The sequence below is a fragment of the Pedobacter suwonensis genome, assembly GCF_007833675.1.
Taxonomy (GTDB): domain Bacteria; phylum Bacteroidota; class Bacteroidia; order Sphingobacteriales; family Sphingobacteriaceae; genus Pedobacter; species Pedobacter suwonensis.
In genome coordinates this window covers 1,892,440-1,917,573 of record NZ_CP031708.1, presented here as the reverse complement: position 1 = coordinate 1,917,573, position 25,134 = coordinate 1,892,440, and the positions used below count along the sequence as shown (strand labels likewise).

The following is a 25,134-nucleotide window of genomic DNA, read 5'->3' as shown; positions in this document are numbered from 1 at the left end:
ATTCTGCTCCATGAAAAAAATTGTAACCCTGCTGCTGTTTACCAATGTTGTTCTATCAAGCCTTGCCCAGCAAAAACCAAAGTTAAAACTATGGTATAATAGCCCGTCTGGCCAAACTTGGGAAAATGCGTTACCTGTGGGTAACGGCAGGCTTGGCGCAATGGTTTATGGAAATGTAGTTAATGAAATTATTCAGCTAAATGAACATAGCCTTTGGAGCGGTAGTCCCAACAGAAATGATAATCCTTTGGCATTAGATTCATTGCCCCGCATCAGAGCGCTTATTTTTGATGGCAAACAAAAACAGGCAGAACTGCTTGCCAATAAGGTGATCATCAGCAAAAAATCTCAGGGACAGATTTTTCAACCTGTTGCCGATTTGCACCTGGATTTTGCTGGTCATGAAGACTATATAAACTTTTACCGCGAATTAGACATCAGTAATGCGGTAAGCACCACTACTTACCAGGTAAAAGATGTTGTTTACACCCGGCGTGTGCTGGCCTCGCTGGCCGATGGAGTAATTGCGATTGAGCTTAGCTCGAGTAAACCGGGTGCATTAAGCTTTACGGCTTCTTTATCGTCTCTGCAGCCCAGTGCCAAAATGAATACGCAGGTGCCAGGACAAATTGAAATTACCGGAACTGCTACCTCTCATGAGGGCGTACCGGGGCTTGTCCGCTTTAATGGGATTGCGGCATTTAAGCATATTGGCGGTAAAATCTCCAGTACCGGGCGTACAATTGTGGTAGAAAATGCCAATGCGATAACCATTTATTTAGCTATTGCCACCAACTTTATCAATTACAAAGATATTAGCGGGGATGAAAAATTAAAGGTTAGGGAGATGCTAAACCGCGCGTTGCCTAAAAAATTTGAGGCTGTTTTAAAAGCGCATCAATTACAATATCACAAATATTTTGATCGGGTAGATTTATCGTTAGGGAAAAGTGATTTTGACCATGTACCTACTGATATCAGACTCAAAAATTTCAATTCGGTTAATGATCCGCAGTTTGCAGCTCTTTATTTTCAATATGGACGCTACCTGCTCATTTCGAGCTCTCAGCCGGGCGGACAGCCTGCTAATCTGCAAGGCATCTGGAATAATAAATTATATCCGCCATGGGACAGCAAGTATACCATCAACATTAACGCAGAAATGAACTATTGGCCTGCCGAGAAAACCAATCTGGCCGAGTTGCATGAGCCTTTCTTAAAAATGGTTCAGGAACTGGGCGAAACCGGAAAGCAGACTGCCCATGATATGTACGGAGCGAGGGGATGGATGGCGCATCACAATACAGATATCTGGAGAACAACTGGCGCTGTTGATGGTGCATTCTGGGGCGCATGGACTCATGGTGGTGGTTGGGCGAGTCAGCACCTTTGGGAACACTATCTTTACAGTGGCGATCAGTCATTTCTCAAATCAGCCTATCCAACTTTAAAAGGGGCAGCTATGTTTTATGTTGATTTCCTGTTTAAAGACCCTAAAAGAGGGTTTTTAGTCATTAATCCGGATATGTCTCCTGAAAATGCCCCTCCTGCGCATCAGGGCTCTTCGCTCGATGCCGGAACAACCATGAGTAATCAAATTGTATATGATGTTTTTAGTTCGGTAATCCGTGCGGGAGAAATTCTGGGTGAAGATAAGGCACTGGTTGATACGTTGAAAAAGATGCGCAGCCAGCTCCCGCCAATGCAGGTTGGACAATATGGGCAGTTGCAGGAATGGATTGATGATATCGACGATCCAAATGATCATCACCGGCATGTATCTCATTTATATGGCTTATTCCCATCTGCTCAGATATCGCCATACCTAACACCGGATTTGTATGCAGCGGCCCGGAAAACACTCTTGCAACGGGGCGATGTTTCTACTGGCTGGAGCATGGGATGGAAAGTTAACTGGTGGGCAAGGCTGCTGGATGGAAACCATGCCTACCAGCTTATTCAGAGCCAGTTAACACCTGTGGGAGGAAACCGTGCAAGCGGTGGTACTTACAATAATCTTTTTGATGCGCACCCGCCTTTTCAGATTGATGGTAATTTTGGTTGTACTTCGGGTATTGCAGAAATGCTGATGCAATCAGATAACGGCGCCATTCAACTTTTACCTGCACTGCCCGATGTCTGGAAGGCAAGCGGACATGTTAATGGCTTAAAAGCGAAAGGTGGATTTGAGATTGTTGAACTGGAATGGGTGAACGGTATGGTTACCAAATTGGTGATTAAATCGCATTTAGGCGGAAATTTAAGGATCAGGGTACCTAATGAATTAAATTTATCCAAACTTAAAGCTAAAAAGGCCACTGGTGACAATGAAAATCCTTTTTTCTTCGTTAACGAGACACCAAAACCGGTAGTTTCCAAGCTAGCGCCAGCTGTAACTATTGATTTGCCTGAAACTCAATTGTATGATATTAAAACAGCTATTGGGAAAACCTATACGATGTATAAAAAATAAAAAATCTCTGTTTTACCGCAAAGTTCGCAAAGTTTTTGACGCGAAGGAGGTAAAGCTGTGTGTATGTTAATCGGATTGTTAATTACAATAAACTAATGGCCATCTCGACTGAAACGCACTAAAATGGCCGCCCGTACAGGCGGGAAGAGATCTTTACTTGCTAAAGACCCTGAAACGAGTTCAGGGTGACGATATCTTGGAGGAATTACTGAATGGCTTTAGCTTCGCTGAAACTCGGGTTATTGATTGTGTTGCACTTTCATTGATAGAATCCATTAGTAAAGTCGTCCTCTCGACCGAAGCAACGCGAAGTGGAGAGATCTATTGAAATAGATTTCTCCACTTCGCTCGAAAGGACGAACCCGAAGTGTGAAATAAATCTTTAGGGACATGATTCAACATTGTATTCCTATTCATAATCCCGGCTTTTGGTCAGTTCTTTTAGCGCCTGAAGATCGTGGACCGGGCGTTCAATTTCAAATGGAATTTCTCTTCTGCTAAACTGCTGGAAATAAAGTAGACAGGCATCTTTCCAGATTTGGGCATCTCTGCTCTGTGTTCGGAGTTTAGATTGCACCTCTGCAAAACGTTCGCTGTCTATCGATCCCTTTATTTTGTCCCAGTTTTTCTGAAAAGACCTCACCTGTTGAACGCCATGGTCATAACGGATGCATAGTTCCGTCCACAAATCCCTGCCATTTTTTAAACGGTAAGACCAGGGTACATGATGAAACCACAGCAGGTAAATTTCCGGGCAGCTGGAAAGGTTATTAAAGGTTGAGCTTAATGGCTCATGATACTGATCAACCGCATCACTTCCGCTTCTGGTCCTGTCAAAACCTATTCCTGCTGTATCTGCCTTATGGTAATAAACAGAGGTCCAGTCGGGGCGGATTTTATCATTGGAAAACCAAGGTGCCGGTCCATAATGATGACCTTCCGCAAAAATATGGTGTAAACCTAATGGCATCATATAATCAACGGCTGCTTCTCTGCTGTCAAGCATGATTTCCTGGATGGTTTTAATGAAGTTGGCGTCGGTTTTATTTTCTTTATTATCCAGAAAAGTCTCTTTTATCCATTCTTCAGCAATTGTTTTGCTTTCGAGTTTGTTGTTCCAGGCCAGGCGTCCGAAAGCATACCAGTTTGCCTGGGCAAAAGTATGTCCGGTCCAGTTTACATCGTTGCCAATATTGGCCACACCAGCAATGGCGGTAAAATCTGTTTTGCTTAATGAGCCATCGGTGCAGGCGGCTACTGTACTGCCTTTTCCGTTTTTGTAAGTGTCGCTATTTAAACATTCTTCCCATAAGGTAGAGAGGAAAACGAGTTGCCTGGAAGCGCCCAGGTACTCCTGGGTGATTTGGAATTCAGGCATCACCGGCGTGTTCGACATGGCGCCAAATAATGGGCTAAAGGGTTCTCTGGGCTGAAAATCAAGCGGTCCGTTTTTTACCTGCAAAATTACATTTTTCTTAAAGGCTCCATCCAGTGGTAAAAATTCTTTATAAGCCTGTTTGGTCCTGTCTTCTGGTGATGGGTTGTAAACAAAGGCACGCCACATCACGATTCCGTTAAAAGGAGCCAGGGCGTCGGCCAGCATATTTGCACCATCCACATGGGTTCTTCCGTAATCCTGCGGACCAGGTTGCCCCTCACTGTTGGCTTTAACCAGAAATCCTCCAAAATCAGGGATGAGTTTATAAATTTCAGCTGCTTTATCTTTCCACCATTGTTTAACCAAAGGATCCAATGGATCTGCCTTTTTTAATTTGCCAATAAGCACCGGTGATGAAAAATTAACTGATAAATAGGTTTTTATTCCATAAGGACGCAAACTTTCTGCAATGGCTTTTACCTTTTCCAGGTAAGCCGGAGACAGGATTTTTGCAGAAGCATTTACATTGTTTAAAACCGCACCGTTAATGCCAATTGATGCATTTGCCCTGGCATAAGCTTTCCATTTTTCTCGGTCCTGATTTGTAATATTTAATCCATTCGCCGTATTGCCCCAAAATATCGAACTTCCGGCATAACCTCTTTCAATGCTGCCATCCAGGTTATCCCAATGGTTCAGGATTCTTCTGGAGTAGGATGGATTTGAAATAACGTTGCGTTGCGGCAGGTTAAGGTATTGGCGCCTTAACAATTCGTAGGTGCCATATAATAAACCCAGTTCTGTGCGGGCGTTGATTGCTGTTTCCTCCAATTGAAATCCATCACGCTTGATCGACGGATTTTTACTTAAATTAAGTTTAATGGTCATATTTTCCTTACCCAACCAGCCATTTTTAAGCTCAGCTATGGCAAGATCTACAGTAGCGGAGCGTACTGTGCTTGAAATATTAACTTTGATAGCAGTATGGTTTCTAAGCCATAAGGCGTGGCCATCTTCAGCTTTTAATACTGTGGCCTGGTTTAGCATCAGCAATGCAACGATAATGATCCTTTTAATATATGCCATTTTTCCTTTTACAATCATGCTATGATATATTTGATCTAATTTTCAGCTGCTCAGGCCGAATCTTTTTCTTTTATTGAGATAAATGCCGGAATGTTTAACGCTGTTGAAAACGCCACCAGTCTATATCAATTCCGTTAGCCGAATCAACCCCAGATACTACCAGATACAGATCTTGTTTCCCCTTGATAAGTTCTGCTTTTCCGGTATGCAGTTGTAAGCCAGCTGCCTGTTTTCCGGTCGAAACCAGTTTTGCAATCGGTTTTCCATCTAAACTGCCTGTGCGCACCTCAAGGCTTGTGCCCGGTGAGAGGCCGCTGATTTGTGCGCTAAATAACTTTGGACCTTTTTTGCCAAAGTCTACACCTTGAATTTTGATCCAGTTATTATTCTTCATGCCCGAAATCTGCATTCCGCCATCAGCTGTATTTTTAGTCATGATCCCCTCCTGATCCTGCAGGGTTTCGGCTTCGTTACGTTGGTAAGGATTTACTGCGCCAATTTGCGTTACGCCATTTGCAGTATAATTGATTTGAACAATCGAACCATCCGGCTTATAATTTAACTCTTCAATTGCCAGATTCCGTTTGTAAACCGGAGGAATACCTTTTTTAATAGCCACAACTCTGTTATGATAAGCATGGTACCATTTTCCTTTAAATTCAAATATGCCATGGTGATTATTATTGTTATTGTTGGGTGGTTGTGCGCCAATAACACCTTTGTAAACAAATCCGGTGGTCGGATTTGTACTCATCATATAATCAATCCTCATTTCTGCCTTAGGATTAGAGGAATATGAAAAATAGTAATTGCCGTTTCGCTTGTGCATCCATGAAGCTTCGAAAAAAGCAGGCACATGAAATGAGGTTGCGCGCCCATTCACGCTGATCATATCTTCATTTAATTTAATTACGCGCATATTGTCTTCGCCATTGCCTCCGAAATATAGATAGGCCTGTCCGTCATCATCCAAAAAGGCCATCGGATCGAATAACCACATATTTTTTGCCGGCTGTACACCAGGCGTCTCATTATCAATTAACTTTTTGCCCAATGGGTCTTTAAATGGTCCGATAGGGGAGGAGGAGGTAGCTACACCAATTCCTGAGCCGCCATTACCAAAATACAGGTAAATTTTACCATTTCTGGCAATAACTGAAGGCGCCCAGGTTCTGCTGGCCCAGGTTACATCACGTGGCGCCTCAAACACCACACCATGGTCGGTCCAGTTTTTCATATCACTGCTGGAAATACAAACAATAGATTTCATTTTATAACCACTATCCTTATCATCGGTATTGTCATCATCGCTTGAGGCATACAGGTAAACCCTTCCGTTATAAACCAGCGTGGCCGGGTCTGCAAGGTGACGATGGCTGGCAAGATGGTCATCAGCAAAAGAATTTTTAGCCAGCATGAATAATAGACAAAATAGGAGCGTGAGTTTAGGGTATTTTTGGTTTGCTTGTTTCATTATCATTGTTGTAGATTGTTAATGGTTTATTGCAAGGATTAATGAGTTATCTTAGGTACAGATTAGTTTACGCGGATAACTTTTTTGATGATATTTCCGCTTTTGGCAGCTAGCTCATCTGGTTGGCTACCACCGATTGCCAATGTAATACCGCCTTTGTAAAATTGTTTCGATCCATTCTGGTCAACATAAGCAAGATCATTGGCTTTTAAGCTGAATTTAACCAGCTTACTTTCTCCGGGTTCAAGGCTGATCCGCTTGAAGCCTTTTAAAGCTTTAGCTGCTGATTTGATTGATTTTTGGTTATTGAGTTGGTACAATTGAACAACTTCGTCGCTCTTGAAACTTCCTTTATTACTAACCTGAACCGATATCTCCATACCTTTTCCAGCTTTTAATACCGCAGGAGCAACACAATTTTCATATAAAAAAGAAGAATAGCTAAGTCCATAGCCAAATCCATAGAGTGGTTTACCTTTAAAATAACGGTAAGTTCGGTTGCTCATGCTGTAATCGCTGAAATCACCAAGGTCCTGATCACTTGCGTAAAAGGTAACCGGTAATCGCCCGGATGGGCTGTAGTCGCCGAACAGAATATCCGCTACGGCTTCACCTGTTGCCTGACCACCATACCACGCATTCAGAATAGCCGGAATGTTTTCAGCTTCCCATGGTATGGCGATGGCACTACCGGTCATCATCACGAAAGCAACTGGTTTTCCAGTCTCTTTAAGCGATTTCATTAAGGCTGTTTGAACGGCAGGCAGCATGATAGAAGTTCTGTCCCCTCCGCTAAATCCAGGATAATCCACTTTCATTTCCTCTCCTTCAAGTTGTGGAGAAATTCCGCCTACAAATACGAAGGCATCAGCATCTGCATGGCTTTTGGTCAGTGCATTGAAATCGGTTTTTACAAAGGTGCCAGCCTTAAAGCGGATGTTTGCACTTCCTTCCCCTTGCCAGTATTCTACAACCAGATTGTAAACCGAATCTTTTACGGTCTCTAGTTTATAGGTTTTAGCGCCCCATCGGTTCCTCGACCAGGCATCAATTACATTTTTACCGTTAATCATAAAACGATAGCCGTCATCAGCATTCAATTCAAAAGTGATCGAACCTGAAGCGGATGGTTTAAATGTGGTACTGTATCTGGCAGAAAAATGGTTGGCTGTTAATTTATCGGCAATTTTTTCACCTTCCTGCCAATTGTTTTCAATTCTGGGTTCTGTACGGGTTAATACTGGTTCTCCTTCAAGCGTAGTGTTGTTAAAATATTCTGACTTAAATCCCTGAACACCGTTTATTCTGTATTCGTTGTCTAAATCAATGTAACTTAAAAGCGTATCATTGGTGAATGAAATGGCCTGCTGGTAAACTACATTGGTATGCTGGCCAACCTTTTCCCTGATTCCCGCTAAAACTGTGGTAATTTTTGAAGGAATTCCATTGTAATTACCCAATACTGAAATTGAATTATCAGCATTAGGGCCCAATACAACAATTTTTCTGAGGTTCTTTTTTAATGGCAGCGTATGTGATTCATTCCGGAGTAACACCATCGATTCGCGGGCCATTTTAAGGGCATGTGCTTTATGTTCGCTATTTTCAAGCACAGTAGCAGGGGTATTGGCATATTTAACCATGGAAGGCGGATCAAACATGCCCAACCGGAATCGGATCATAAATAATCTTTTCACCGAAACATCAATGTCTTTTTCTTTAATAATGCCCGTTTTTACTGCGGTGATCAACGCCTTGTAGGCCTCGGTACCGCAATCCAGATCCGTTCCGTGAAAAACAGCGTCAGCTGCCGCCGATGCTGCATTTGGATGGGTTTTATGGTTTTTATAAAAGTCGTCTATCGCCCAGCAATCAGAGGTAACATAACCTTTAAAGTTCCATTTTCTGCGTAGAATATCGGTCATTAAAAGATCATTGGCGCAACAAGGCTGACCTTGAAAGGCGTTATAAGCGCACATTACACCCGCAACTTTAGATTGTGTAACCAGTTTTTCAAATGCGGGCAGGTAGGTATCCCATAAATCGAAAGCGCTTACTGTGGTATTAAAAACATGCCGAAGTGGTTCCGGACCGCTGTGTACCGCATAATGCTTGGCGCAAGCAGCAGCTTTAAGGTATTTTGGATCATCACCTTGCAGGCCTCTTACAAAAGCGTCGCCGAGCGTGCCTGTCAGGTAAGGATCTTCACCGTAGGTTTCCTGGCCTCTTCCCCAGCGCGGATCACGGAAAATATTAATGTTCGGAGTCCAGTAGGTCAGGCCAAGATAACGTTCATTTGTTCTTCCCAGTGCTAACGCTTTATTGTAAATAGCCCTACCTTCTAAAGCAGAATAATCGGCCATTTTATAAAGTGCAGATGGATCAAAAGTTGCAGCCATGGCAATGGCCTGAGGAAAAACAGTGACTTTGAAAGGCGTTCTGGCCACTCCATGTAAAGTTTCGTTCCACCAGTCGTATGCCGGAATCTTAAAACGGGGAATTGCCGGTGCCGAGTTAAGCATTTGCATAACCTTTTCATCCAGGCTAAGTCTTGAAACCAGATCATCTACCCGCTTTTCAAACGGAAGTTTGTAGTCTTGAAATGGATACTCCTGGGCGTCGGCGAAACCGCAGAAACTGCAGAGCAAGATTGCAAGAAATAATTTTTTAAGGTCCTTGTGTTTTCTCATAATTGTGCTGCTAAAAGCTTACTGCTAAGAATTTTTTTGTATCTGTTTGTTATTGCAGATTAAAAGATTCGATGATTTAGATTGATCTGGTTAATAGTGCCTGTATATAGACGTAAAGCGTTTTTAAATTAAAATTTTATATTATCAGTGTGACTGTAAAAATCATTTTTTTTATTTGTTCAAACACCTCAAGGTAAAACTGTTAGTTAAAATTTTACCACCTCATAAAATGCTTTTTTGGGCATCAGATTTTGATCAAATAACAGCGGAAAATTTTTCCGGCCCCGGTTGTCCAGCCAGCTGTATTGATCTGATAAATTCCAGAAAGTTACACCCGTGATGTTAGCTTTATATTTACGCAGCACTTCAAAAATCATTTTATATTGCTGGCGCTGCTTTTCTTCCATTTCAGGTGTAAACTGTTCGGTATTGCTACTTTTATTGCCCTGGATTAAACGTCCGCCCTGATTGCCGCTATAAACCGATACATCCAGCTCTGTAATCTGAATTTTAAGTCCTAATGAGGAAAATAGGGCAATGGATTTTTCCAGTTCAGAACGACTTGGATTATTTACAGACCAATGGCCCTGTAATCCAACACCATGGATTGGCACACCCTTAGCCAGCAAACCTTTTAGCATTTTGTAAATTTTCTCACGTTTAGATGGCTGTTCTGTGTTATAGTCGTTGTAAAACAACTGGGCATTGGGATCAGCCTGGTGGGCATACCTGAAAGCCATTTCTACAAAATCCTCGCCTGCGATCTGGTATAGCGGCGATTTGCGGAAATAGGCAGAATCATCTGCTATAACCTCGTTAACCACATCCCAGGCATATATATCTTTTTTGTATCTGCTTACAACAGTGTTAATGTGCGTTTGAATTCTTTTTAACAAAGTTTCTTTGGATACCACACTTCCATCTTCATTTTTAAATAACCAGCGAGGGGTTTGATTATGCCATACCAAACAATGCCCACGCAGCTTCAGTCCATTTATCCTGGCGAAGGATGCGATAGAATCTGCCATTTTCCAGTTATAGGTGTTTTCCATAGGATGGATCGGTCCCATTTTCATTGCATTTTCAGCTGTGATGCTGTTGAACTGGTTAAGAATTAAATTCCGCTTATCACCGCTAAGGTCCCATGGGGTAACCGCCACACCTATGGGAAAATATTTTCGGTAATAGTCTTTTAATCCTTTGGTGTTAAACTCCTTGGTTTTATATGCACTGAACATGATGCCAGTAACCAAAAGTAAAACGGCCAGGTAAGGGAAGATTTTCGGTTTTCTCATATTTGATCAGGTAAGCGATAAAGTTGCAAAATCGCAGGTTTTTTGTGCTGACCAAGCTTCTTATCGTCAATTTAAGGAAACAAATGTCATGTAATGAATTTATGACATGATGGCCTCGCTGCTTATTGGGTTATTAATTTAACCAATTGTGAGCGATTTGATGCTTTTTTGAACATCTGTTCTTATTGTTTTGACAAATATGACTGCCGGTGTATTTACTTAGGTCTAAATTTACTTGATTTTTCCGCTACCCTGATGAGGATAAAATCGACCTTGCCATTCAACCAAATATAAATGCGTACAACTAAATTTCATATTGCCATTTTTACTATTGCTGTTTTCGCGGTTTTTGCCAGTTGCGGCAGTTACCCTAAAGTTAAAAAAAGTAATCAAGGCCTGAAAGATTATTATCAGTCTTACTTCAACATTGGCGTAGCGGTTTCGCCCCAAACCATTAAAGGGGAGCAGGGCGCATTGCTTTTAAAGGAATTCAATAGCATAACGCCGGAGAACGCCATGAAGATGCAACCTATTCATCCGCGCGAAGATGTTTATAACTGGGCGGATGCCGATGCGCTGGTTAATTTTGCACATGATAACCGACTTAAAATAAGGGGGCATACCTTATGCTGGCATGAGCAGGTGCCGGCATGGATTTTTAAAAACAGTTCCGGAGGCCGGGTAGATAAAGCCCTATTGCTCAAAAGGCTTAAAGATCATATTAAAACCGTGGTGGGCCGTTATAAGGGAAAGGTATATGCATGGGACGTTGTTAATGAAGTGATCGGCGACGAAGATGACCAGTATTTAAGGCCTTCTTTATGGAATGAGATCTGTGGAGAAGAGTTTATTGCCAGGGCTTTCGAATATGCGCATGAGGCTGATCCTGATGCATTGCTTTTTTATAATGACTATAATTCTGAGAGACCTGTAAAAAGAGCCAAGATTTATAAAATGCTGAAAAAACTCGTCGATAACAAGGTCCCTATTCACGGGGTAGGGCTGCAGGGGCATTGGTCTGTTTTTGAGCCTGGTGATACAGAATTACGGGAGTCATTAAAATTATATGCATCTCTTGGCCTGCAAATTCAGATCACAGAACTGGATCTGTCCATCTATCCATGGGAGAAAAACTTAAGGGCTAAGAAACCAGATGAGCAGGACCGTTTCACAGCAGCGCTCGAAAAAAAGCAAATTGACCGATACACCCGGATTTTTTCTATTTTCAGAAGTTTTAAAAAGGAAATCAGCAGTGTAACTTTTTGGAATCTTTCTGATCGTTCTACATGGCTCGATCAATACCCCGTACCCGGAAGAAAAAACTATCCCTTGCTTTTTGATCAAAACCTGCAAAGAAAAAAAGCCTATTGGAGTGTGGTTGATTTCAGAAAATAATCAGTTTTTTAAGCTGATAATGAAGAAAATAATACTGTGAAAGCGGTAATGATGCAATGAACTAAATTAGTTTTTTTATCTTACCGCCACTAAGCCAAATAGATCATGTATCCAGATAATTTTGAATCTTCCTTAGATTTTAGCGCATTGTTTAGCTTTTCTACACCTTTTGAAGTTGAAATTTTATTAATACAGCAAAATCATTAAATATGCTCAGGGGTTCTGCTTATCTATCCTTCGTTCTACTTGTTTACCTGCTTTTTAATGCGGGCGATATTATAGCACAGCCTAAAACGCAACAGCCTGAATTGCGTTTCACCTCTCTGACCTCTAAAAACGGGTTATCATCTAACAATGTAACTGTAATTTTTAAAGATCGGTACGGATTGATGTGGTTTGGTACAGAAGATGGATTAAATAAATTTGACGGTACCAACTTTACCACTTATAAATATCAGGCAAACGATTCTACAAGTATTCAGGCTAACGAGGTTAAGGCCATTCATGAAGACCGCAGGGGAAACCTTTGGTTTGGTACCAGTGGAGGTTCACTGGCCCTTTTTGATAGAAGAAAAAATTCTTTCATTAATTATCGTGCTTCAAATGGCCCAACAGGTTTCAGTCACAGCCTGATCAGGTATATTACCAGTGATTATTTGGGTAAAATATGGGTGGCCACCTTTACCGGACTTGATCTTTTTGATCCGGATACCAAAAAAGTGTCTAAATTCCCAATTGCAGCCGGCCAGTTGGGTAAACTTCCGCCAACCATAATCAACATCCTGATGGAAGATAGCAAACATCGGATGTGGGTGGGAACAGAGGATGGATTATTTCTTTTTAACCGGAAAAATGCTTCTTTTATCCGGATCGGATCTGCAGCAGATAAACCCGTACAACTGGCAGGAACTATAGTGAAGTCTTTAGCCGAAGATGGTGATGGCAATATCTGGGTTGGTACTACCTCAGGCTTAAGTATGCTCAAATCGGATGGTATGGGATTTGAAAACTATCAGCACGTTCCTGGCGATCCCAATTCACTGAGTGATAATAATGTTCAAAGTATTGCGGTATCGCCAAACGGTCACTTATGGCTGGGTACCGAAGATGGTCTTAACGTTTTTGATCTCCGTACCAAAAAAGTGAGGGTATACCGGCCAAATCCCCGCAATCCCTACAGCTTAAGGGGCACCAGTGTAAAATATGTATATATAGATAAAGAGGGTATATACTGGTTAGGTTTATACCGCGAGGGAATCAATAAATTTGATAGCAACCTCAATCTCTTTAACCTCATTAAGAGCAATGTGTTCGATGTATATGGTTTAAACGCGCCTGTAGTAACTTCATTTGCACCGAAAAACCTTACGGAGATATATGTAGCTACAGAGGGCGGCGGACTGAGTATTTTCAACAGAAATACTGGTCTGTTCCACAAAGTTAATTTAGAAAAGTTGGGTTTGCCGCCGCGTCTAACCCTGATGTCGCTATTTGTCAGTTCAGCCAAGAAACTCTATCTGGGTACTTTTGGCTATGGTTTGATCGTGCTGGATTCAACGCTAAGCAAAGCGGCCTCTTACCGGAAAAGCAATACGGATTCCGGTCTTAATTCTGATGATGTATTTTGCATTACCCAGGATAAAAACGGGCTGATATGGGTTGGCACCAATGGAGGGGGAATTAATGTGATGGATGCTAACCATAAGGTTGTTTTTAGGTATGTTGATAAGGTACAGTCGCCCACAGACCGCAAATTTCCACTTAATAATTATATCCGTTTTATTAAAGAAGACCGTTTTGCAAACATTTGGGTAGGCTCTCATGGTTCTGGTGTAGCCATGATTAGTGCTGATAAGACCAGTATTAAACATTACAACGAACTTAACTCAGGCCTTAAGGGCGATATTGTTCAGGCCTTTCTGGAAGATTCAAAGGGGCGGATCTGGATCGGTACAGCTGGAGGCGGCTTAAACCTATTGGATAAAAGGACAAATAAGTTCATCAATTTTACCGAACGTAATGGTTTGGCAAATGATGTTATCGATGCCATTGTTGAAGACGACAATCATAATATTTGGTTGAGTACCAGCAAAGGGATCAGCCGTTTCGACCCAAAGACACAAAAATTTAGCAATTACGGCATATACAATGGCGTGCAAAACAATAGCTTTATCAGGGGAGCAGCCTTAAAATGCAAAGACGGTGAAATATTTTTTGGTGGGGCAGAAGGGATGAATTACTTCAACCCGGCCGGATTCAGAAAAAACAAAAATGTTCCCGCTGTACTTTTTACCGAGCTAAAAATTTCCAATAATGTGATCGAGGCGAGCGAGGACGGACCGATAACCGACCATATTTCGGTTGCCAAAAAAATCGACCTGGATTATAAGCAGAATTTTTCACTGAGCTTTGTAAGTGTAAACTACACGGCTCCGGAACAAAACCGTTATAGTTATAAGCTTGAAGGTTTTAATAAGGAATGGATTGATGCCGGTACAGCTAAAACGGTTTCTTATACCAATCTCGATCCGGGAGAATATATCTTCCATGTACGGGCAAGCAACAATGATGGCGTTTGGAATACAACCGAATCTTCGATAAAGATAATTGTTCATCCACCGTGGTGGAGAACCATCTATGCTTATATTTTTTACCTGGTTGCTATTGCCAGTACTTTACTTTATATCCGTCACCGGGGCATCAAAAACTTGGAGAGAAAGTTCGCGCTGGTGCAGGAAAAAACAAAAATTGAACAGCAGATTTTGCAGGATAGAAAAGAGGCCGAGCGATTGCATGAGCTGGATTCGCTAAAAATTAAATTCCTGACCAACCTGAGCCATGAGTTCCGTACACCACTTTCGCTTATCCTGGGGCCGGTCGAGAAACTCCTTTCGCAACAGGGCGATGAGACCAAAAACGCATCGCTTAAAATAGTAAAACGGAATGCCCGCCGCTTGCTCAACCTGGTGAACCAAATCCTCGATTTTCGTAAAATTGAAGAAAATGAACTCAAGATCAATAATGCCCCGGGTGAACTGGTTTCCTTTATTGCCGATGTAATCGAATCTTTCAACGATTTAAGCGAACGGAAATCGATAAGTCTTACTTTCCAGACCCAGTTCGATAGCTATCCAACGGAGTTTGACCATGACAAGCTGGAACGTATTTTATTCAACCTGCTTTCCAATGCCTTTAAGTTTACGCCATCAGGTGGTACCATCACCGTTGATTTAAAAAGAACACCTCGTAACGGGCAGGAAGAGACTGTCCTGATCACGGTAAGCGATACGGGCATTGGCATCAGCGAAAAAGAGCAGCAGAAAGTATTCGAACGATTTTTTCAGGCCGATACCGAGGTATCTATCCTGAACCAGGGAAGTGGAATCGGGCTTTCCATCATCAAAGAGTTTGTCAAAATACAGGGTGGGACCATTGATTTGCAAAGCGAGGTTGGAAAGGGCACACATTTTATGATTGCCCTGCCTTTACCGCTGCTAGACCATATCGAAAAACTTAACGTTGATTTTTCCAGCCCCGAAACCCCAATACAGACTGAGGAAGAAGTTTCAGCTAAAGCCATGAGCGAAACGGATGGAGAAATTCACACCATTCTGCTCGTAGAGGATAATCAGGACCTTCGGGAATACCTGAAAGATAATTTGAAAGCACATTACCGTATTGTAGAAGCGGCAGATGGTAAGGAGGGCTGGCAAAAAACACTGGCAAACCATCCTGAGCTTATCGTAAGCGATATCAGTATGCCAAATATGTCAGGTATTGAACTTTGTAAAAAGATAAAGGAAGATAAAAGAACAAAACATATTCCGGTTATTCTGTTAACTGCGCTTACAGGAGAACAGGAACAATTGACGGGGCTCGAAATTGGTGCAAACGATTACCTCACCAAGCCTTTTAATATTGATATCCTCAATATTAAAATCAAAAACCTTTTGCTCCTTAACCGTACCCTGAAAAATACCTATACCAAACAGATCAAAATGGAAACAGCGGAGATTTCGGTTGAATCGCATGGTGATAAGTTGCTTAAGAATATCTTGAAGTACATTGAGGATAACATCAATAATTCACAATTATCTGTAGAAGATTTAAGCAAAAATGTAGGGATGAGCCGTGGCTCGCTCTACCACAAAGTGCTGGAATTAACAGGGCTTTCGCCGGTGGAGTATATCCGCTCGGTAAAGCTTGATAAAGCTGCGGCTTTACTCATAAAAAGCGACCTGAATATTTCGCAGATTGCTTACCTGGTAGGCTTTGCTACACCAAACTATTTTGCCAAGTCTTTTAAATCAAAATTTGGTATGCAACCCTCAGAATATTTGAACCTTTACCGTAAGCATGATCATGCTCCTGATGCGGGCAATTAGCTGAAATTTACTATTATGCAATCGATTGTTTTGCACTGGTAAAATCGTTTTATCAAATATAATATTTCGAGTATTAGTATAAATAACGGTTTTTTGCTTATCTAAATGATTGTATTTCAAATATTTGAGTTGATAGAACATTTGTATCTGATTTATGCACAAATCTTCTAACCTTTAAATTCGTTTTTGGGCTATGTTTGGATTAACCAAATAAAACTTATAAACCATGACTAATCAACTGATCAACTTCTATGAGGAAGGCTTAAGCAATCTGGCCCTGCAAAAAGGGACAAATCTGCCGGCGATGTCAAATCAATACCAATCCAAAACTTCGGTTTACCCACTTTTAATTCCATTGAGCGATAGGTAGAACAAGCGCTGTAATGGCTAAGCAATGGCTTGCTGTATAATTTGAAAAATGACTTTCATTTACATGCAGGTATTGAGCCATAACAAGTCGACCTGAAATTCATCAAAGCTAAATGCACTATTGCTTTGGTTAAAAATTACCGACGATGAGAGGTAGATGCCAGGTGGCATTTACAAGCAAAATACAAACGGAAGTTAGATTACCCAGACCGGAAATGCTGATTACAAAAATAGGTATGCTAAAACGCAATTGGATGAAACCACCAACATAGTAACTTTTTTAAGGCTTCGGTATGCGCTTAACTGATTACACAATTAATAGCCAAATGATAAAATCATGCTCAAAAGATAGCGTGCCTGTCTGTACCAGTTAAATTGGAGAGTAACCGTTACCACATCGTGAAGCTGATCATTATTGAAGAAAGAATTAAAATCAACTTTTCTTCCTATTTAAAAACCCTAACCAAATAATAATGCTAAGAGATTTACTTAAAATTCCATTTAGGAAAACTACTTCCTTTCGAAACGTCTTATCGGGAATAAAATGTTCCGGAATGCCATATCAAACAGACGTCATCAATTTTACCCATCATGCTCAATAAATGATTTCGAAAAATGAAAAGAATTATACTATTGCATTTTGCTGGGGATAACCTGGGCCCGAAAAGACAACTCTTTAAAAGATGTTGTTTAACAATGCTAACCTTAATGCTGATGATTAAAATCACTTTTGCACAGCAGACAAAGGTAACCGGAACCATCTCCGATAATAAGCAAACGCCAATAATAGGTGCCACAGTTACTGTTAAAGGCACAAAGATCCGTACCCAAACGGACACTGATGGCCGGTTTGTGATTAATGTACCTGGCGATCAGTCCATTCTGGTAATTGGTTATGTGGGTATGGTAACTAAGGAAGTTTCTACAAAAGGGAAAAACAACCTCAAAATTGTCCTTTCAGAAGATCAATCTGCCCTTAATGATGTAGTGGTAATCGGTTACGGTACACAGAAAAAAGCCAGTGTGGTAGCCGCCATTGCGCAAACTACGGGTAAGATACTGGAACGTGCCGGTGGGGTATCGAGCATAGGTGCTGCATTAACCGGTAATGTGCCGGGGGTGATCACTACTGCCAGTACAGGAATGCCCGGCGAGGAAGATCCTCAAATACTGATCCGTGGTCGTAGTACATGGAACAATACCGGTCCGTTAATCCTGGTAGATGGTATTGAACGGACAATGAATAGTGTGGATATCGGTTCTGTAGAAACCATATCGGTGTTGAAAGACGCTTCTGCAACAGCAGTATTTGGGGTAAGGGGAGCCAATGGCGTAATCCTGATTACCACCAAACGTGGCCGCGAAGGACAGGCATCTATCAGGGGTACCATCAATAATGTAATTAAATCTCCATCACGTTTACCGGGGAAATATGATTCTTATGATGCCCTGACCATAAAAAACCAGGCTATTGAAAATGAACTTTCCCTTAAGCCCGAAAGCTGGGCAGATTATCTGCCGCAGGCTACGATTAATAAATACCGTTATCCTGCAAATTTAGCAGAATCAGAACGCTATCCGAATGTAAACTGGGACGAGGTATTGTTTAAAGATTATGCCCTGTCCAACAATGTTAACCTAAACATTTCGGGCGGAACCGCTAAAGTTAAATATTTTGCCAATGCTGATTACCTGTATGAAGGCGATTTGTTCCGCACTTTTAAAAATGATCGTGGTTACGAGCCAGGTTACGGATTTAACAGGTTAAATGTGAGAAGTAACCTCGATTTTCAACTGAGTAAATCCACCCTTTTTAAAGTGAATTTATCAGGTTCCAGAGGGGTGAAGAAAAGCCCATGGGGCAATTCCAACAGCGATTATTCTTACTGGATTTCTGCTTATTCTACTGCTCCTGATGTATTTATGCCGCAATATTCGGATGGTACATGGGGTTATTATGCACCAAATGTGCAAAAAGGTTTAAACTCTGCCCGGAACCTGGCCGTTAGTGGGGTAGGCTATACCACCACGAGCAGGATTACAACCGATTTTACACTTGACCAGGACCTGGGATCGCTGGTAAAGGGCTTAAACTTCAAAGGTACCATTGCGCTGGATAATTCTTTTATAGAAGGAAACAGGGGGATTAATGATTTGTACAATGGTATTCAAAGCAAATGGATCGATCCAAAAACCGGATTAACTACTTATGAGCAGGCATTTGACGGAACCAACCGCTTCGATTTTCAGAATGGGATCAACTGGACCACAAGTGGAGGTACCGTGCAGGATTGGTCTACCCAACGCAGGTTGTTCTACCAGGGCCAACTCAATTATGCTGTAAAACTGGGTACCAACCACAACATTACAGCTATGGGACTTTTCAACCGGAATGAAGTAGCAACAGGAAGTGAGATTCCAAACTACCGTGAAGACTGGGTTTTCCGTACCACCTACAATTATGCCAATAAATACATGATCGAATATAATGGTGCGTACAATGGTTCTGAGAAATTCAGTACGAAAAACCGTTTCGCATTCTTTTCATCAGGAGGACTGGGCTGGATGTTAAGTGAGGAAAAATTTATGAAACCGCTGAAGTTCATTGATATGCTTAAATTGCGTGCTTCGTACGGAGCCATTGGTGATGATAATGTAAGCGGTCGCTGGCTTTATCTTACACAGTGGGCGTACGGCGGTCAGACCAAACTTGGCGTAACCGGCGAGGGTTCTGAATTAAGTCCGTACACCTGGTATAAAATATCAGCGCTTGGCAATCCTGATGTACATTGGGAAAAGGTAAAGAAAACCAATTTTGGTATTGATTATAGTTTCTTTAAAGGTATGGTTACCGGAAAGGCTGACTTTTTCCGCGACCGCCGTACCGACATCCTGATTCTCGGTGCTAACCGCGCCATCCCTTCTTATTTCGGTGTTGATGCACCGGTGGCCAACCTCGGTATTGTAGAAAACAAGGGTTATGAGCTGGAACTGGCCTTTAACAAAAGATTGGGACAGAACTGGAGACTTTGGGCCAACCTGAACTATACCCATGCAAAAGATAAAGTGATCGAAGCTGATGATGCCCAATTGTTACCCGAATATCAGAAAAGGGCCAATAAACAAATCAGCCAGAGTTATTCTTACGTGAGTGCCGGAAATTACAATACCTGGGATGAACTTTATGGCAGCACTATCCACGACAATAACGACGGGCAAAAGTTACCGGGGAATTATTATATCATCGATTATAACGGCGATGGTATTATCGATTCAAAAGATAATATTCCTTATGGTTTTCCATCAAACCCTCAAAACACCTACAACGCTACATTTGGCGTAGATTGGAAAGGTTTCAGTTTGTTTGTTCAGCTCTATGGCGTAAACAATGTAACCCGCCAGGTGGTATTTAGCAGTTTAGCCGGCCAGAATCATTTGGTATATAATGAGGGATCTTACTGGAGCAAAGATAACCCAAATGCCGATGTGCCGCTACCACGGTGGCTATCTACGGCCAGTGGCTATACTTCCGGTAACCGCTACATGTACGACGGATCTTACATCCGGTTAAAAAATGCAGAATTGGCTTACACTTTCGAAAAAAGTAAAAGTTTCATCAAACGTATCGGCATGGAATCGCTGCGGGTATATGTAAACGGAAATAACCTGTACGTATGGACCAAGATGCCTGATGACCGGGAGTCCAATTTTGCCGGAACAGGTTGGGCATCACAAGGTGCTTATCCAACTGTAAAGCGATTTAACATTGGGGCTAACATTACTTTTTAATGCTACAATCATGAAAAAATATATCAAAACTTTAGTATGTTGTACCATTATCTGGTCGACAGTATCCCTTTCTTCGTGTGAAAAATACCTGGATAAAGCCGATGAAACAGTGATTTCGGAAAAAGAGGCTTTTAAGAATTTTGTTAATTTCCAGGGCTATACCGAAGAACTCTACAACTGTATTGTAAATTTTAGCACAAACTACTGGACCAACTCCTGGAATTGGGGAGAGGATGAGATTACTTCAACCGCCGGAAACTTTCATTTTATCCATAAAATAGACGATGGAAATTTCTGGGGCTGGCAAGCTGAATTTGATGGCTGGGGCTCGGGTTGGATGAACCACAATAATTTTAGCACTAATAACGATCGTTTTAACAAGGACCTTTGGAAAGCGGCCTGGTATGGGATCAGTAAAGTGAACATGGGCCTGGCCAATATGGATAAGATGACAGATGCTACGGATGAGGAAAGAAACCTGATCAAGGGGCAGCTGCTGTTTTTCCGCGGTTGGTTTCACCACAGGCTGATGGAATATTTTGGTGGCTTACCTTATATAGATACCGTTTTGCCTACCGATTCAAAACTCACCCTTCCACGCCTAAGCTATAAAGCGTGTGCCGACAAAGCTGCTGCAGATTTTAGGGCTGCTGCAGATATTTTACCGGTTAACTGGGACAATACCACAGCGGGTAAACGTAGCCTGGGAAAAAACGCATTGCGCATCAATAAAATCATGGCTTTGGGTTACCTGGGTAAAAATTACCTGTGGGCAGGAAGTCCGCTGATGAATTTCGAATCCACCGGTAGCAAGACCTACGATGCCGACTACTGTAAAAAAGCAGCAGCTGCATTTGCCGAGCTGCTTACCCTTACCGAAAGTGGTACTACGCAATATGCCCTGGTAGAATTCAAAAACTATTATCGTAATTTTTACACCAGCGGGCAAAACTGGGATTTACCCGGAAGCACCGAAGCCATATTCCGCGGTCCGTTTTTCAGTGCCAATAATTCCAACTGGGGAACCAGTAAGCAATATACACCGGTAGTGATTTCAGAAGGCGACTTAAAGTTTACGCCTACGGCTAATTATGTAGATTATTACGGTATGGCCAATGGCTTGCCGATCCAGGATATTACCAAGGCCGACAGTGAATCGGGTTACAATCCTGAATATCCATGGAAAGGTAGAGATCCAAGGTTTTATAATGACATCGTTTATGACGGTGTAAAATTTGTACAAGGTGCGATGGGTGCCAGTGATGAGAAAAACAGATATGCCAATTTATACACCAGCGGAAGTTACCGCGATGTAAGTACAGGAAGCAGAACCGGTTATGTTTTGCGCAAATTTATTCCGATTACGGCTAACAAATATGATAATGGTTATTCGTATGGCAATAGCCTTCACATTTATGTTCCTTATATGCGTTTGGCCGATATCTACCTGATGTATGCTGAAGCTGCGCTGATGGGCTACAATTCGCCTACAGGTAAAGATCCTGGTTTTTCCAAAACAGCGGTTGATGCCATCAACGTGATCCGTACCAGGGCCGGAGTAGCTAATGTGGCAGCTAAGTTCCTGACTTCGGTAGATGGATTTTTGGGTGAAGTACGAAGAGAACGCGCCGTAGAATTATCATTTGAGGGCCACCGCTTTAACGATCTGCGCCGCTGGTTGCTATTGATTGAAAAACCATACACGTTGAAAACATCGGTTGAGTTTGATCGTAGCGGAACTTTCAGCACTACCGACCCTACAGCTAACCGGGTTGTTAACCTGAAAGAAGTGGTTATTCTGGAGCGGAAGTTTAGTCAGAAACATTATTGGCTGCCACTCAAAAATGCCGATGTAAACATGTATATGGAATTTAAACAAAATCCAGGCTGGTAAGGGCGTAAACTAATTCAAACGAATGAAATGAAACAGATCAAGATAATATCAGCCTTATGCCTTGCCGTTGCCTTTTTACTGCCGGCAGCAGGATCAGCGCAAACCAACAGGCAGGCCAGAAAAAATAATAAATCCGTTAATAAAAGCGAAGAACGCCAGTCACAAGATACCATATTTGTAATGCCTCAGGTAGATTCTGTACAGGTTGCATTCAGAAAAGTGGCTAAACGCGACCTTTTAGGTGATGTTTCGGCCATAAATCTATCTCAAATGCTGGAAAAAAACTATACTACCTCCAGCCTTGAAGGCCTTGATGCCCTTTTGCCGGGTTTTAACGGTAACATTTGGGGAATGGGCGGCTACCTCGTATTGGTAGACGGAATTCCGAGAGACATCAACAACATTATGCCAACGGAAATTGACCAGGTTACCGTACTTAAAGGTGTTAATGCGGTAGCATTGTATGGTAGCCGTGCAGCTAAAGGCGTATTGTACATTACCACTAAAAGAGGAGGTAATTATGAACAAAAAGTAAATGTAAGGGCCAATACAGGTTTAAATATTCCTAAAAGCTATCCACAGTTTCTGGGTTCTGCAGAATATATGACCTTGTATAATGAAGCGCGCCGCAATGATGGATTGCCAGACCTTTATACCCAGCAGACCATATACAACTATGCCTCCGGGGCAAATCCTTACCGCTACCCGAACGTAGATTACTATTCTTCAGATTATCTGAGAAACAGCTATGGACGAAACGACCTTACCGCAGAAATTTCAGGCGGAAACAACCGCACACGTTATTACACCAACCTGGGTTACTGGTCGATTGGTTCGCTGCTGAATTTTGGTGAAGCCGTAAAAAACAGTGGTGCCAACCGGTTTAATGTACGTGGAAATATTGATGTAAAACTGAATAAGATCATTTCCTTAAATGTGGATGCTACGGCCAGTTTCTATACCGGAAAAGGTGTAAATACAGATTATTGGGGCAGCGCAGCTACGGTTCGTCCGTATCGTTTTGCGCCGCTTATTCCCATCAGTATGATCGAGCCTGGCGATGTGGCTTCGCTGGCACAGGCCAATAACAGCAATAATATCATCAATGGCAGCTATCTTTTGGGCGGAAGCCAGCTGGACCAGACGAATACTTTTGCCAGTATTTATGCAGGAGGTTACAACCGTAACGTATCCCGCCAGTTCCAGTTTAATACCGGGATAAATTTTGACCTTAACAGCCTGATGCAGGGACTGAGCTTTAAAACCATGCTAGCGGTTGATTATTCAAGTGCTTTTAATCAATCGTATAATAATACCTATTCGGTTTACGAAGCAACATGGAACAATTATGCAGGCATTGACCAGATTTCGAGTTTAACAAAGTATGGTATTGATGCCAGATCGGGCGTACAGAACGTGAGCGGAAGTGCCTATCGCCAAACCATCTCTTTTTCAGGTCAGTTTAATTATGCACGTACTTTTAAACAAAAGCATAATGTTACCGGATCATTGTTGGGTTATGGTTTTAACATCAGCGAATCTTCGGTTTATCATGCTACCAACAACGCCAATCTGGGTTTGCAGTTGGGTTACAACTATGATCATCGTTACTATGCCGATTTCAGCGGTGCATATGTATATTCGGCAAAATTGCCAATAGCTAACCGTGGCGCATTCTCGCCAACATTATCTTTAGGATGGCGTCTTAGTGAAGAAGCGTTTCTTAAAAATTCAGAAATCGTTGATCAGTTGAAGGTTACGGCTTCTGCAGGAATCCTGAATACCGACCTCGACATCAACAACTATAACCTTTACCAGGGCTACTTTACCTATAACGATGCGGCCTGGTACAGCTGGCGTGATGGCGGATTGGTACATACTTTTGACCGTCGAAGAGGAGATAACCCTAATTTAAAGTTTCCGCAGAGAAGAGAGATTAATATCGGTCTGGAAGGATCGTTCTACAAAAACCTGATCAACTTTACCGCTTCTGCATTTTTCAGTCAAATGCGCGGCAATGTAGTACAGCCGGGTGTACTTTATCCTTCCTACCTGACTACCGGATTTCCGGTATATTCTGATATCCCGTTTGTAAACTACGATAACGATCAGCGCAGAGGATTCGATTTTGGCATCAGGATGAATAAAAGAACCGGAGAGATAGATTGGACTCTGGGGGTAACCGGCACCTATTACGATACCAAAGCCACCAAACGTGCTGAATCTTACCAGTTTGATTACCTGAACCGTACAGGAAAACCACTCGACGCGCTTTGGGGGCTGCAAAGTATGGGCTTTTTTACCAGCACTGCTGATATTGCTGCTTCGCCTGCCCAGTCTTTTGGCCAGGTTAAACCCGGAGATTTAAAATACAAAGACCAGAATGGTGATGGTATTATTGATACAAGGGATGAAGTTTACCTGGGTAAAGGTGGATGGATGGGAGCACCAATGACTCTGGGTGTTAACCTGACTGCGAAATGGAAAAATTTAACCCTGTTTGTATTGGGTACCGGCCGTTATGGCGCCAAAGCCATGAAAAACAGTAGTTATTTCTGGGTAGACGGCGAGGATAAATATTCCGTAGTAGTTAGAGACCGCTGGACTCCTGAAACGCAAGCTACAGCGACCTATCCACGGTTAACTACAGCAAACAGCGATAATAATTTCCGCTCTTCAGACTTCTGGCTGTACAGTACGAACCGTTTTGATTTGTCGAAAGTGCAGTTATCTTACCAGTTTCCGGCCAACCTGTTCCGTAACGGATTCGTAAGGGAATTAGGTATTTATGCCAGTGGTATGAACCTGCTTACCATTTCTCCGGAACGTGATATACTGGAACTCAATGTCAATACTTCACCTCAAACCCGGTTTTATAACCTCGGTGTAAAGGCTTTGTTTTAACC

At 42.1% G+C, this 25,134-nt stretch carries 11 protein-coding genes; 7 read left to right on the top strand and 4 right to left on the bottom strand.

Translation table 11 applies throughout. The annotated features are described in order from the left end of the window. Nucleotides 1-10: 10 nt before the first annotated feature. Complete coding sequence (locus DV942_RS07800; RefSeq protein WP_145856589.1) at nt 11-2,473, top strand: glycoside hydrolase family 95 protein; 2,463 nt, start codon at nt 11-13, stop codon at nt 2,471-2,473. A 409-nt stretch (nt 2,474-2,882) separates the two neighbouring features. Here the strand turns inward: DV942_RS07800 and DV942_RS07795 are convergent, their stop codons facing one another. The 4 genes from DV942_RS07795 to DV942_RS07780 all read right to left on the bottom strand — a co-directional run bounded on the left by DV942_RS07795 (nt 2,883) and on the right by DV942_RS07780 (nt 10,396). Beyond that, on the bottom strand, nt 2,883-4,955 hold the full coding sequence (locus DV942_RS07795) for an alpha-glucuronidase (protein WP_222431173.1): 2,073 nt from the start codon (nt 4,953-4,955) through the stop codon (nt 2,883-2,885). Nucleotides 4,956-5,031: 76 nt separating this feature from the next. After that, the gene (locus DV942_RS07790; protein ID WP_222431172.1) at nt 5,032-6,411 is read right to left on the bottom strand and encodes a glycoside hydrolase family 43 protein; all 1,380 of its coding nucleotides are present in this window, start codon (nt 6,409-6,411) and stop codon (nt 5,032-5,034) included. 62 nt (nt 6,412-6,473) lie between these two features. Continuing rightward, nucleotides 6,474-9,101, bottom strand: coding sequence for a glycoside hydrolase family 3 protein (locus tag DV942_RS07785; RefSeq protein ID WP_145856586.1), 2,628 nt, complete (start codon nt 9,099-9,101; stop codon nt 6,474-6,476). A 206-nt stretch (nt 9,102-9,307) separates the two neighbouring features. Continuing rightward, nucleotides 9,308-10,396 carry an endo-1,4-beta-xylanase gene (locus DV942_RS07780; RefSeq protein WP_145856584.1) on the bottom strand — a complete coding sequence of 363 codons (1,089 nt, stop codon included), beginning with the start codon at nt 10,394-10,396 and terminating at the stop codon, nt 9,308-9,310. 294 nt (nt 10,397-10,690) lie between these two features. On the opposite strand from DV942_RS07780, the gene DV942_RS07775 reads away from it, so the two are divergent. From DV942_RS07775 to DV942_RS07755, 6 genes are all read left to right on the top strand, one after another. Next, nucleotides 10,691-11,791 (top strand): endo-1,4-beta-xylanase, encoded by a 1,101-nt coding sequence (locus tag DV942_RS07775; protein ID WP_145856582.1) that lies wholly within the window; start codon nt 10,691-10,693, stop codon nt 11,789-11,791. Nucleotides 11,792-12,000: 209 nt separating this feature from the next. Continuing rightward, a complete protein-coding gene (locus tag DV942_RS07770; RefSeq protein ID WP_145856579.1) occupies nt 12,001-16,176 on the top strand; it encodes a hybrid sensor histidine kinase/response regulator transcription factor in 4,176 nt (1,391 codons plus the stop codon). Nucleotides 16,177-16,402: 226 nt separating this feature from the next. Next, nucleotides 16,403-16,546, top strand: a complete 144-nt coding sequence (locus tag DV942_RS23450; RefSeq protein WP_186462445.1) for a hypothetical protein — start codon at nt 16,403-16,405, stop codon at nt 16,544-16,546. Between the two features lie 713 nt (nt 16,547-17,259). After that, complete coding sequence (locus DV942_RS07765; RefSeq protein ID WP_244950849.1) at nt 17,260-20,334, top strand: SusC/RagA family TonB-linked outer membrane protein; 3,075 nt, start codon at nt 17,260-17,262, stop codon at nt 20,332-20,334. A gap of 10 nt (nt 20,335-20,344) precedes the next feature. Beyond that, complete coding sequence (locus DV942_RS07760) at nt 20,345-22,228, top strand: RagB/SusD family nutrient uptake outer membrane protein (RefSeq protein WP_090981719.1); 1,884 nt, start codon at nt 20,345-20,347, stop codon at nt 22,226-22,228. Nucleotides 22,229-22,255: 27 nt separating this feature from the next. Further along, nucleotides 22,256-25,132 (top strand): SusC/RagA family TonB-linked outer membrane protein, encoded by a 2,877-nt coding sequence (locus DV942_RS07755; protein ID WP_145856575.1) that lies wholly within the window; start codon nt 22,256-22,258, stop codon nt 25,130-25,132. The last annotated feature ends 2 nt before the right edge of the window (nt 25,133-25,134 follow it).

Bases quoted from the DNA above. Each gene is read 5' to 3' on its own strand.
- DV942_RS07760 (WP_090981719.1), top strand. From the start codon at position 20,345: ATGAAAAAATATATCAAAACTTTAGTATGTTGTACCATTATCTGGTCG.
- DV942_RS07790 (WP_222431172.1), bottom strand. From the start codon at position 6,411: ATGAAACAAGCAAACCAAAAATACCCTAAACTCACGCTCCTATTTTGT.
- DV942_RS07800 (WP_145856589.1), top strand. From the start codon at position 11: ATGAAAAAAATTGTAACCCTGCTGCTGTTTACCAATGTTGTTCTATCA.
- DV942_RS07795 (WP_222431173.1), bottom strand. From the start codon at position 4,955: ATGATTGTAAAAGGAAAAATGGCATATATTAAAAGGATCATTATCGTT.
- DV942_RS07765 (WP_244950849.1), top strand. From the start codon at position 17,260: ATGATTAAAATCACTTTTGCACAGCAGACAAAGGTAACCGGAACCATC.
- DV942_RS07755 (WP_145856575.1), top strand. From the start codon at position 22,256: ATGAAACAGATCAAGATAATATCAGCCTTATGCCTTGCCGTTGCCTTT.
- DV942_RS07785 (WP_145856586.1), bottom strand. From the start codon at position 9,101: ATGAGAAAACACAAGGACCTTAAAAAATTATTTCTTGCAATCTTGCTC.
- DV942_RS23450 (WP_186462445.1), top strand. From the start codon at position 16,403: ATGACTAATCAACTGATCAACTTCTATGAGGAAGGCTTAAGCAATCTG.
- DV942_RS07770 (WP_145856579.1), top strand. From the start codon at position 12,001: ATGCTCAGGGGTTCTGCTTATCTATCCTTCGTTCTACTTGTTTACCTG.
- DV942_RS07780 (WP_145856584.1), bottom strand. From the start codon at position 10,396: ATGAGAAAACCGAAAATCTTCCCTTACCTGGCCGTTTTACTTTTGGTT.
- DV942_RS07775 (WP_145856582.1), top strand. From the start codon at position 10,691: ATGCGTACAACTAAATTTCATATTGCCATTTTTACTATTGCTGTTTTC.